The organism is Methylocystis sp., from assembly GCF_050251305.1.
In the GTDB taxonomy this organism is placed as follows: Bacteria; Pseudomonadota; Alphaproteobacteria; order Rhizobiales; family Beijerinckiaceae; genus Methylocystis.
In genome coordinates this window covers 1-11,335 of sequence record NZ_JBFWNB010000074.1, presented here as the reverse complement: position 1 = coordinate 11,335, position 11,335 = coordinate 1, and the positions used below count along the sequence as shown (strand labels likewise).

Annotated in this window: 7 protein-coding genes and 1 pseudogene; 3 read left to right on the top strand and 5 right to left on the bottom strand. The window is 63.4% G+C overall.

Translation table 11 applies throughout. The features are described from left to right. A pseudogene (locus AB7F41_RS16305) lies at nt 1-214 on the top strand (3-deoxy-D-manno-octulosonic acid transferase); the annotation flags it as partial. A gap of 29 nt (nt 215-243) precedes the next feature. Continuing rightward, the gene (lpxK, locus tag AB7F41_RS16300; RefSeq protein WP_428381557.1) at nt 244-1,251 is read left to right on the top strand and encodes a tetraacyldisaccharide 4'-kinase; all 1,008 of its coding nucleotides are present in this window, start codon (nt 244-246) and stop codon (nt 1,249-1,251) included. Here the strand turns inward: lpxK and AB7F41_RS16295 are convergent. From AB7F41_RS16295 to AB7F41_RS16285, 3 genes are all read right to left on the bottom strand, one after another. Further along, entirely contained in the window at nt 1,248-1,469 is a 222-nt protein-coding gene (locus tag AB7F41_RS16295) for a DUF2093 domain-containing protein (RefSeq protein ID WP_428381555.1), read from the bottom strand. The two genes, lpxK and AB7F41_RS16295, sit on opposite strands and share 4 nt — an antisense overlap. 196 nt (nt 1,470-1,665) lie before the next feature. Continuing rightward, complete coding sequence (locus AB7F41_RS16290) at nt 1,666-3,561, bottom strand: porin (protein ID WP_428381553.1); 1,896 nt, start codon at nt 3,559-3,561, stop codon at nt 1,666-1,668. A gap of 213 nt (nt 3,562-3,774) precedes the next feature. Further along, nucleotides 3,775-5,568: a porin gene (locus AB7F41_RS16285; RefSeq protein ID WP_428381551.1), complete on the bottom strand. Its 1,794-nt coding sequence runs from the start codon at nt 5,566-5,568 to the stop codon at nt 3,775-3,777. Between the two features lie 946 nt (nt 5,569-6,514). Here AB7F41_RS16285 and AB7F41_RS16280 point away from each other — a divergent pair. After that, the gene (locus AB7F41_RS16280) at nt 6,515-7,210 is read left to right on the top strand and encodes a Fe2+-dependent dioxygenase (RefSeq protein ID WP_428406694.1); all 696 of its coding nucleotides are present in this window, start codon (nt 6,515-6,517) and stop codon (nt 7,208-7,210) included. A gap of 145 nt (nt 7,211-7,355) precedes the next feature. Here the strand turns inward: AB7F41_RS16280 and AB7F41_RS16275 are convergent, their stop codons facing one another. Then, the gene (locus AB7F41_RS16275; protein WP_428381548.1) at nt 7,356-9,116 is read right to left on the bottom strand and encodes an OprO/OprP family phosphate-selective porin; all 1,761 of its coding nucleotides are present in this window, start codon (nt 9,114-9,116) and stop codon (nt 7,356-7,358) included. A gap of 264 nt (nt 9,117-9,380) precedes the next feature. Continuing rightward, the coding region (locus tag AB7F41_RS16270; protein WP_428406693.1) for an SbcC/MukB-like Walker B domain-containing protein at nt 9,381-11,335 on the bottom strand (1,955 nt) is incomplete at its 5' end.

Below are 11,335 nucleotides of genomic sequence, written 5' to 3'. Positions count from 1 at the left end.
CTACGGCGAGCTGGCCGCAGCGAAAGCAGCCGCGCGCGTGACCGACGCCGCCTCTGTGGCGCGGGCCGCGCATTATCGGCTCACCGAACCCGCGCGCATGCGCAAGAAGGGGCGCGCCGCGGCGGAAACCGTCGAGCGGTTGGGCGGCGCCTCGCGAGGCATCATGACGGCGGTCGAGCCCTATCTCGCGCAGATGGCCGTCGCTCAGCAATGAGCGCCGCGTCCGCCACCGACGCGCGCTAGATGCATGCACCCGGCTTCTGGCGTGACGATTGCGCGACGGCGCGACTCCTCTCGCCGCTTGCGGCGCTCTATGGGCGCGCCGCCCGCAAGCGGCTTCTTCACGATGCGCCGCGCGCAGCTGCGCCGACCGTCGTTGTCGGCGGATTGACGGCGGGCGGCGACGGCAAGACGCCTCTCGCCATCGCGCTCGCGCAGCGTCTCGCGGCGGCCGGCGAAACTCCGGTCCTGCTCACGCGCGGCTATGGAAGCAAGCGCAGCGGAGCGTCCGCCGCGATCGTCGACGTCAACCGTCACAGCGCCGACGACGTCGGCGACGAAGCGCTGCTGCTCGCGCGGGCCGCGCCGACGATCGCAGGCGCCGACCGCATCGCCAGCGCAGCTCTGGCGCAGCGTCTCGGCGCGACGGTCATCGTTCTCGACGATGGTTTTCACAGCCGGCGCATCGCCCCCGACCTGACGGTCGTCGCCGTCGACGCGGACTATGGCGCGGGCAACGGCCGCTGCCTCCCTGCCGGACCTTTGCGCGCGCCGCTCGACGCGCAGCTTGCGGCGGCGGACATGCTGGTCGTCATCGGCGATGGAGATCCAGGACGCGCCATCGCCGCAGGCGCGAATACGCCCATTGTCTCAGCGTATTTCGCGCCCAACGCCGAAGCCGCCAAGGCGCTGAAGGGCGCGCGCGTCGTCGCCTTCGCGGCGATCGGCCGGCCGGAAAAATTCTTTCGGTCTTTGGAGGCGTGCGGCGCCGAAATCGCGGCGCGAGTCTCGTACGGCGACCACCATCGTTTCACGCAAAAGGATTATGCGACGCTCGCGAAGCTGCGCCAGCTTCATGGCGCCCGACTCGTCACGACGGAGAAAGACGCGGCCCGAATGGGCGATCAGCTTGCGACGCTCGGCGTCGATACGCTGCCCGTCAATTTGCAGTTCGAAGACGCCGCCATCCTCGACGAAGCGCTTCGCAGACTCCGTGAGGCGCGCAGTGACGCGCGCCGAGCCGCGGATTAGTCGGGCTTCTTGACGCCAAGACGCATCAGCTTGGCGTGCGGTCCGCTATACGCCTCCTGCAGATCGACGTTCCAGTAGCGCAGATCCTCGAGCGGAATCGGCTCTCCGGTGACGGCGCAGCGGACATAAGCGCCCGGCTTGCGCACGCGATATTCGCCGTCGAGATATTCGACGACGGCCTCATCGGCAGGCTGAGGCTGGCGATCATAGCGGTTCATGCGCGTTCTCAAACCGTAGCGCCGGGGAAACGGACGCCCGACCAGGCGTCTGAGCGTTTTCGCGAGCGTCCTCATGGGCCGAACTCGAACGCTCCCTTCAGGCGGATTGCAGTCGTCCAGGACCTTATCATCTCTGAAAGCGCAAGGAAAACGCCGTCGGCCCCGACCTCGGCCGGAGCCCCCGACGCGACCAAGCCTACCAATAGACCTTGGCGCGAACCTCAAACAGATTGGGATGCGCGCCGGTGTAATTGGCGCCGAGAAGCGTGGGGAACTGGCCGCCGTTATACAGATTCAAAGGCGCAACGATGTTCATCACGCGCGTCCAGTTCGCCTGGAACGCGAAGCCCACGTCCGGATACCAGTTTAGGCCGATCGTCAGATCCTGCTGGCGGCCGCCGTTGATCCCGGCGTTGGCGATATATGTCCGCGCGAACGGGTTCGGCGCGACGAAAGTCGTCAGCGCGAGCAGATTATAGAGATTGTTGCCGTTATAGGGTCCGTTATTGAGATCCACCGAGCTGAACCGGGCCGCCAGCCCCCACGCGCCCCACCCGCCGGCGCTGAGCGGATTTTTGATTTTGAGCTGACCAAAGGTCGCGCCGTTCTTGTCATGGACGTCATAGGACTGCGCGCGTTCCTCGCCCGTGATCCAATAGAGGCCCTGGATGTAATAGCCGTCGAAATAGGCCGACCGTCCGCCCGGATTGAAGGGAACCTGCGAGCCGTTCACCGGAATGAGGCCGGTCGCCGCCGAAGCCGCCGTCAGATAGGTCGCGCGGTTGATCGCGTTTTGATCGCGGTTGTAAAACGCGCCGAAATATTCCGCCTGAATGCTGAACGGCCCGTGTGACGCCGCCAGTTCAATCCCGAAGGACTGAACATTCTTCGTGCATTTGCCCGCGAAGGCGGAGCTGTTGAAGACGCTTTGGGGGATGGGTCCGACAATTGTGCCGCAAGACAGATCCGGCGTGCCGATCAGCCCCTGGCCGAGGATATTGGCCTCCGATCGGATGCGATTGCCCAGCGCAAGAACGCGATCGTCATTGACCGCGGTGGAGTCGTTTGGCCGGTGATAACGGCCGGACGCGCCAACATGAAGGATGTCATGTTCGTTGCGGATCGGCGCATAGGTCAATCGGCCCGTGAGGTCGAAATACTGGCCGCCGCCGGTCGCGCGCCACCAGCTGGGGTCGGACGGGAACGGCCCGCCGCCGCCCGCGTTGGGGACATAAAGCCGCGGAATCCCCCAGGTGGCCGGATAGCCGCGCGCCGGGTTCAGATTCGCATCGCCGAAACTCGTGCTGAATATGCCGCCCTTGAAGCTCCAGTCGTCGCCGTAAGCGCCCATTGCGAGTCCGATATGACGATCCGGCTGGAACGTGTCGACGGCGAGCGACCGTTCGATGAAGTCGCGATATTTCGAGGACGTGACCGCCTGCATGCTGAACGGCTCGAACATGCTGCCTACCATGATGTAGGCCGGATCCTTGGCGAAGGGCAGCGCGAACAGCGGGCTTTGGACGCCGAAATAGGCGTCGCGAATGCCGCCGTACACGTGATTGTTGCCGGTGATCTGGGAGGTTCCGGTGAAGTCGTATTGCAGTTTGTAGAAATAGATTTTCGCGGCCTTGCCTTCGACCTCGAGACGCAGCTGACGGCCGCCGACCTGATTGTCGAAACCGTTCAGCGGCAGAGCAATGCCGCCGCCGTCGAGAAAGATGCGGCCGCCGACCTTGAAGCTGTAGGCCTTGTCTTCGGTCTCGACGAAGAGGCCGTTCTTGAAGCTGACGAACACCGGCGGGCGCGGCGGCGTATCGGACGACCCCTTGGTCGCCGCGGCGTTGGCGATACTCGTCGCGCCCTGCCGCGAACGGATCATCGCGTTCGAGCTTCGCAGCTGCGATTTCGTTTCGCGCGCCTCCCGACGAAGTTTGGCGACCTCGGCTTCCAGCGGACGAAGCCGGGCGATCTCCGCCTCCAGCATGCGCAACCGCGCCTCGATCGCGCTCTCGGACGCGCCGGCGCCTGACGAGAACAACGCCCCCGCCGTCACGATGGCGAGTGCTTCCTTCCCCCGCCAAATCGCCAAGTTCCGCCCCGTGATTCCTTTTGCGCTCAGCCGACAGGGTGCGGCGTTAACCTTAATGAACTATTAGTGACAGCCCTGCCCGCTTGGCCGAGCTGATCGGGAGCCGGGCGCCGGCCGCCCGCGGGACGTCGATCAAGGGCGCCAGCTTCATCAGCAAAAGAAAGGCCCGCCGGGCTTAATGCCGGCGGGCGAAAGAAGCTTCAGAAGCGGCGCTTACCAGTAGATTTGAGCGCGAACTTCAAACAGATCCGGATGCGACTGGCTCTGATACCTGCCCTGAAGAGCCGCGAGGCCCGCCGGCAGGGCAAAGGTCGCCGCGGAGCTTGCGCCCAGCGGCGCGTTCCAGTGCAACACATGCGTCCAGTTCGCCTGGAAGTGGAAGCCGTTATCCGGATACCAGTTGAGGCCCAGGGTCGTATTTTCCTGGCGGCCGCCGGCGACGCCCGCCTGATTGGCGATCAGCCCCGTGGCCGTGTTGTTCCCCAAGATGAACTGACTATAGGTCAGCATGTTGAAGAGGCCCGACCCCGACCAGCGGCCGCTGTTGAGGTTGATCGAGCTGTAGCGGGCGACGAGACTGACGGCGCCGGTGCCGCCCTTGCTCAGGGGATTGAGAATTTTGACCTGCTCGAAGGACGCGCCATTCTTGTCTTTGACGCTGTACGCCTCGGCGCGCTCCTCGCCCGTGACATACCACTGGCCATAAGCATAAAAGCCGTTGAAGAAGGCCGAAGAGCCGCCCGGCGTGAAGTTGCCAAGGAGCGCCGACTGCATCATTTTGCCGGAGTTACGGTTCACCTGCATGCCGATATATTCGGTCTGGAACGACAGCGGCCCCCACGCGCCGGCCAGTTCGAAGCCATATTGAACTTCGTTGTTGACGCATTGTCCGGTCACGCCGCCCGTCGACAGATTGGTCCCGTTGAACGAACCCGGGATTGTGATCGTGCTGCAGGAAAGGTCTGGCGTTCCGAGCGTCTGCATGCCGAGGATATTGGCCTCGGAGCGCAGGCGGTTGCCGACGCGCAGCATACGATCGTCGCTGACTCCCGTAGCGTTGTTCGGCTGGTGATAACGGCCGGCGACGCCGAGATGCAGAAGCTCATGATCGGTCTTGATCGGCGCATAGGTCAAACGGCCGGTCACATCGAAATACTGGCCGCCGCCGCGCGCCACCGGCGCCCAGTAGGTCGCCGGCGCGCTGACTAAGCTGGGGTTGAAGGAAGCGTCCTCGAAGCTCGTCGAGAAGATGCCGCCCTTCGCCGTCCAATTGTCGCCGTGAGCGGCGACCGTCGCGCCGACATGACGGAAGGGCGCAAAGCCTTCGGCCGCCATCGGGCGTTCGATGAAGTCGGTGAATTTCGACGAATTGAGCGCCTCCAGGCTGAAGGGCTCATAGATCGAACCGACCTGGACCCAGACGGGACCGTTGGAATAGGGCGTTTCGGTGCCGGGAACCTTCAGGCCGATATAAGCGTCGCGGATGCCGCCCAGTCCCGAGCCCGTGAAGTCGTATTGGAGCTTATAGAACCAGATCTTCGCCGCCACGCCTTCAACCTCGAGACGGACGCGGCGGAAGCTCGTATAGCCCGAATAGCCGTAGTTCGTCGGCACGCCGATCGGATTGGTGATGCCGCCGCCGTCGATCTGAATGCGCCCGCCGACTTTGAAACTATAGGCCTTATCCTCGGTCTCCACGAACAAGCCGTTCCTGAAGCTGACGAAAACCGGCGGCGGCGGCGGCGGCCCGGGCGGCCCTTTTGCGACCGCGGCGGTGGCGGCGTTCGCAATGTTGGTCGCGCTTTTCGCCTGCGCTTTCGCGCCGTGCGCCTCGCGACGAAGCTTCGCGACCTCCGCCTCCAGAGGACGAAGCCTGGCGATCTCCGCCTCCAGCATACGCAGTCGCGCATCAGTTGCGCCGTCGGTCGCGCTGGCGGCGGTCGTTGAGAGCAACGCCGCCCCCACCGTCGCCAGAGCGAGTGATTGATTGGTCCGAGTAGTAGCCATGTCCCAGCCTCGCGCTTGGTTCATTTAGAAAAACAGCGCGTGACTTATGGCCTTTGGCGAATGACAGATCGGTGACAAATTAAGTAGCAACATAGTACTTCAACGCTCAGAACCACCTATTTACAAGCCTGTTGCTAACGTACAACACGCTTACTGCGCATATAAACAGTACTAAATATCATACTATCAATTATATATCTTATATTATCTCATAATACATAGTTCTGCTCGCATAACATGGACACGTCCGTTTAAACCTTTTGTGTCAGTGCGCCGCCAAGCACAAATAAGTACTAAGTCAGAAACAGCACGTAAATATTGAGTTCCAATTTATACGTACATCAATAATCTAGAAACATATTTATACTGTTTAGAAATACCGCAGCAACATATGCCTGCAACTATCCGCCCGGGTGAAGCGCGCGACGCCGCTCGTCGCCCAGCAGACGAACGCCCGCCTTCCCCCTTGGCGGGTCGAGTGCAGAGAAGGGTTCGCGAAGCGACCGAAACAGTTGCAGGCTTCTCACCTGCCGGCCGTGGATTTGCCCGCCGTCCACCGCTGTAAAACGGGCGCAAAGCCTATCGCCAAAGGGGCGTGGTGGCGGACTTGGCTGAACGGGGCTGAAACAACCCTCGTCGATCAGCCGCTCGCCGGATCGAAGCCTGCGAGCGCTCCCGTGAGCGAAAGATCGGGACCGAAGCTAAATCAGCAGCCTCGAATTGAAGGCGGATGAGAAAAGGAACGCGCCCGACGTCCGGGCCGTTCCTTTTCCGTCATTCGCCGACCTGACGCGACGACGTCTCGCCTTCGATTCTTGCGCTGCTTCACACGACCGGGTTTGCTCTTTGATATAAGGAGGCGGACCGGCTGCACACTCCGGCCATGCCGCCGCGTATAGTGACGCGTTCATCTCCCCGCATCGTTGCAACGGCGTCTCGTCGTTGGATGTCGAGGGGATGTGTCTTTAAGGCACTGCAGAAGGGCGCCAACGTGCTGCTCATCGACGACTTTCTGGACGACGACCAATGCGCGCGTTTCCGCCAGCGCATTCTCAACGCATCCTTCGTTTCTGGATCCTCGACGGCCGGCGGCATGGCCGCGACCGTCAAGAAGAATTTGCAGCTCGATGAACGCAAAGCAGGCAAAGTCCTGGACGAAATCAGGTCGCTCATCCTGGCCCATCCAGGAGTCGATCTCTTCGCCATGCCTGAGAAGCTCGCCGGCGTGATGATCAATCGCTACGATGAGGGAATGGAATACGGCAATCATTCCGATTCGCCGATCATGGAAGGCGTGCGCTGCGATCTGTCCTTCACTCTGTTTCTGGAGGACCACAGCAATTATGACGGCGGCGAACTCGTGCTCGAGCAGGAACACGGGCTGATCAAGGTCAAACCGAAGATCGGCAGCCTCTTCGTCTATTCGACCGGATTGACCCATCGCGTCGCCAAAGTGACGCGCGGCAGCCGCCTCGCCTGCGTCGGCTGGATCAAGAGTCGCATCCGCGACCAAGGCCGACGGAAAGTTCTACGCGACCTCAACGCCGTTCTCGGCGCCTATATGGAAAAGAACGGACATGACGCCGTCGCCGATCTGCAGCTCAAAGTCATCGGCGATCTGATCCGCATGTGGCACGAGTAGGCGCCAGTCGCCGAAGTCGGCCCAAGTAGGAAAATCTTTCGCATTTCGACAAAACAAATTGGCGGAAACAAAAATCCCGCCGGGAAAACCCGGCGGGAGCGCTTGGGACTCAGACAGGAGCTTGGGACTCAGACAGGAGAGAGCGTCACCACCACACTTCGGCGCGGGTGAGGAACGAGTTGGTGTTGTTGCTGGCGAGCCAGGGCTGGTTAAACGGCGCGACATTGTCCAGGACGCGGCCGTAGTTGAACAGGAAGCGGTAGCCCTTTTCCGGATACCAGTTCAGGCCCAACGTGATCTTGTTGACCCGTCCGCCGGTGACTCCGACCGAATTCGCGGCGAGAACGGCCGGGAACAGAGCCGCGGGGGTGGTGCCGGGAACGAGGCCGAGCGCGCCATAGGCCGGGAGATAACTCCAGCTGCCTTGCGAGCCGTTATCAAGATTGATCGAACTCCAACGCGCCGCGACTTCCCAGGCCCCGTAGCCGCCCTTGCTGATCGGATTGAGGATCTTGGGCTGCGTCGAGAAGGTGTAGGGCGTGTTGATGTTGTGGCTGATGTCCGTATAGGCCGTGATGCGCGTTTCGCCAGTCAGGAACAGCTGAGCCTGCACATAAAAGCCGTCGAACGCTGAGGAGCTTTGGAGCCCCTGTCCCGCAGCCAGCCGCGCCGCCTGAAGCGCGGGCACGCCCGTCAGTGCGGAGGGGGTAATCAGCAACCCGGCCGAGTTGTAGGAGTTGCGGTTGTAGTATTGCTGAGAATATTCGGCCTGAATGCTGAAGGGGCCGTGGACGCCCACGAATTCGACGTTGAACTGGGTGGAGTTTTTCAGACAGCCGTTCTGAACAAGCGAGCCGCCGAAGGCTGGGTTAGCCGCCCACACCGAGCCGAAGAGATTGAACGGACCGCCCGGGTTGCACGACATATCCGGAGTCTCGAGCAGGCGCGTGTTCAACGCATTGGCTTCGTTGCGCACGCCGCGTCCAACACGCAATTCATCATTCGTCGCGCCGCTCGCGCCATTGTTTTGATAATAACGCCCCGTGGCGCCGATATGGATCAGATCCTCTTCGGTGCGAATCGGCAGGAACACCGCGCGTCCGTCGACCTCCCAATACTGGCCGAGACGATTGTTGAACGGACGAATGGCGCTGTCTTGCGGGCTGGTGCTGTAGATGCCGGCCTTGACGCCCCAGTTGTGATCGCCGGAGGCGATCGACGCGCCAAGATGTCGCCTTGGCGTGTTGAAGGCGTCCGACATCATCGAGCGCTCGATGAAGGTGATGCCGGAGTTCGAAGTGCTCATCGCCTCGAGGCCCAGAGGCCGCAACTGGTTGGCCAGCTGGATGACGACGGGATAGTCGTAGGGAAGTCCGATGGTGGTCAGCAGCGGGTATTTGAACGCCAGCCAGGCGTCGCGAACGTTGGCGGAGCTTCCGCTGCCGCTGCTTCCGCCGAATTCGAACTGCGTCCGATAATACCAATATTTGAAGGCTTTGCCGGCGATGTCGAGACGGGCGCGGCGCAGCAGCACATTGCTCGCGTCTCCGCTGCCCGGATCGCTCTGCCAGCCGCCGTCGGCGTGCACACGGCCGCCGACATGGATCGAGAAGGCCTTGTCTTCGGTCTCGACGAACAGGCCGTTCTTGAAGCTGACGAAAACCGGCGGCGGCGGCGGCGGACCGGGCGGTCCTTTTGCAATTGCGGCGCTGGCGGCGTTGGCGATGTTGGTCGCATGCCGAGTGGCCGCCTGCTGCTTGGCGACCTGCGACTCGAGCTGCTTCAGCCGCGCCTTCAGTTCGCGGATTTCGGATGCGGTGTCGGCAGCGGCCGGAGCGGCCGAGGCTGCAGCACAAAAGCCGAACGCCGCGATGGCGAGCGCGCGTTGTCCAACTCCAAGTTTCATTGGTTTTTTCCCCTGGTTAACTTTCGGGCGCCAGTGAAGCCAAGGCTGGATGACAGGCCGGTGACAAACTTTGCCGTAGTTGAAATGTGACGCCGCAAGGGACGCGATGTGTGGCGCCAACGCCACAGTTGCGGAAGGTTGAGCATTGTTTTTTGTGGCTTTATGGCCACAGCAGATCACTTTTTTCCCGACACGTCGCCGTACGGGTCACGGCATTTGCGCCGCCGCTCAGGCCGCCGCAGCCAGCCTGGCGTTGACCGAAATTCAGGCGCAGCCGGGCGCGCGCAGCCTGACGACGCTGACGCCGCCGCCGCGGCGCTCGACGCAGATCTTCGTCGCGATCCGCTGCTGCAGCGAATCGACATGGCTGATCACGCCGACCCGCCTCCCCTGCGCCTGCAACGTCTCCAACGCGTCGATGGCGACATCGAGCGTGGCCGAATCGAGCGCCCCGAATCCTTCGTCGATGAAAAGCGTGTCGACGAAGGAGTTGCGCCCTTCGAGGCCGGAAAGCGCCAAGGCGAGCGCCAGCGACGCGAGAAAACGTTCGCCCCCGGACAGCGAACGCGTTGAACGGCGTTCATCGCCAAGGTCCCGATCCACGATCTGGAGGCCGAGCGACCCGGCCTCGCCCGAACGCTCCAACGCGTACCGCGGCGCCAGCAGCGCCAGACGCTGATTGGCGAGCGCGACCAGATGCTCCAGAGTGGCGGCCTGGGCGAAACGGCGGAATTTGTCGCCGCTCGCCGAGCCGATCGCTTCGCTGATTTCGCTCCAGAGCCTGGCGTTGGCGCGCGCCGTTTCGAGTTCCGCGCCGAGCGCCGTGGCGCGTTCCCGCGCCGCATCGTCTGTCGCGCAGCGCTCGCGCAACGCGCCGAGCCGCGCCGACAATTCATCGAGGCGGCCCGCGACATCCTTCTCCCGGGCGGCGAGCTCCTCACGCGACGTTTCCCCGGGAGCGGCGCTCCGAGCGTCATCGACGTCGACCTGCCGCGCCAAGACGGCGGCCTCGGCCATGGCGCGCCCCGCCTCCGCGGACTCGACGGAGCGCCGCAATTCCGCTTGTTCTTCGCCCGACGTCGCGAGCAGCCGCGCGACCGTCGCCTCATCGCAGGCGGCGGCGTCGAGCGCTGCGGCGAAAGCCGCACGCGCTTGTGTGACGCCGGCGGCCGCAAGCTGTTCCGCACGCGCATGGTCGGAACGCCGCGCGTCACAGGCGGCCTTCGTCTGCTGGGCGTCGCCGAGCCATTCGCGCGCTTCGTCACGCGTTTGAACCGCGATTCTGTAACGATCCTCGATACGGGCGCGATGCGCGGATGTCGCCTCTCCGTCGAGAAGCCGCGCGCGCGCATCCCGCGCCCTGGCAAGAATTCCTGCGCGCTGCGCGTGGTCAGTCTTGGCGTCGGCCTCACGGGCGGATGCGGCATCGGCTTCCGCGGCGAGACGCTCCGCCGCCAGGCCGATCGCGCCGTGCATGGCGCCAAGCGCGGCCGACCGCGCCTTCGCTTCCTCATATCGCCGGCCCGCCGCCTCAAGCAGGCTTCGGGCCGACGCGGCGTCGCGATCGAGATCATCGGCCGACAGGTCACACATCTTCAGATAAGGCGCGAGCGAACGATCGAGCGACTCCAAACGCTCGGTGAAGCCGACGCGTTCCGCGTCCAATCGCGCGCGCGCTTCGCGCCCCGCCTCCAGCGATTTAGCGAGCGCCGCACGCTCGTCCTGACGCGCGTCGAGCGCCATCCGAATCGTATCGCGCTCGCCGCGCAGCCGATCTCTCTCCTCTCGCAGCCTGCGCGCGGCGAGAAGCTTTTGCGCGAGAACGTCGCGCGCGGCCGCAATGTCTTTCGCCATTTCGTCGAGCCGCGGCGACGCTGATTTGACTGACGCCGGCGGCGTCATCTCCGGCGCCGTGCTTTGCGCAGGATCGTCGCGCCGCAATGACGCATATTCGGCCTCGGCGCGTTCGCATCCCGCTTGCGCTTCGGCCGCGCGACGCGACGCGTCTTCATGAAGCGCTTGCGCCTGAGCCTTACGCGCGCTCAGCGCGACAATCTCTTCGTCCAATCCGCTGAGCGTGCGCCGCGACTCGTCGCGCCGCGCGCGCAAGGCTTCGATCAATTCGGACGCCGCGTCGCTCGTCTCGGAAAAGGGATGTTCGCGCGCGCCGCAGACAGGACATGGCGCATCGTCGCTCAACGTCGCGCGCAGTCGCAGCG

Excerpts from the sequence above, each read along its gene's own strand:
- lpxK (WP_428381557.1), top strand. The coding sequence starts at position 244 with ATGCATGCACCCGGCTTCTGGCGTGACGATTGCGCGACGGCGCGACTC.
- AB7F41_RS16295 (WP_428381555.1), bottom strand. The coding sequence starts at position 1,469 with ATGAACCGCTATGATCGCCAGCCTCAGCCTGCCGATGAGGCCGTCGTC.
- AB7F41_RS16285 (WP_428381551.1), bottom strand. The coding sequence starts at position 5,568 with ATGGCTACTACTCGGACCAATCAATCACTCGCTCTGGCGACGGTGGGG.
- AB7F41_RS16280 (WP_428406694.1), top strand. The coding sequence starts at position 6,515 with ATGTCGAGGGGATGTGTCTTTAAGGCACTGCAGAAGGGCGCCAACGTG.
- AB7F41_RS16275 (WP_428381548.1), bottom strand. The coding sequence starts at position 9,116 with ATGAAACTTGGAGTTGGACAACGCGCGCTCGCCATCGCGGCGTTCGGC.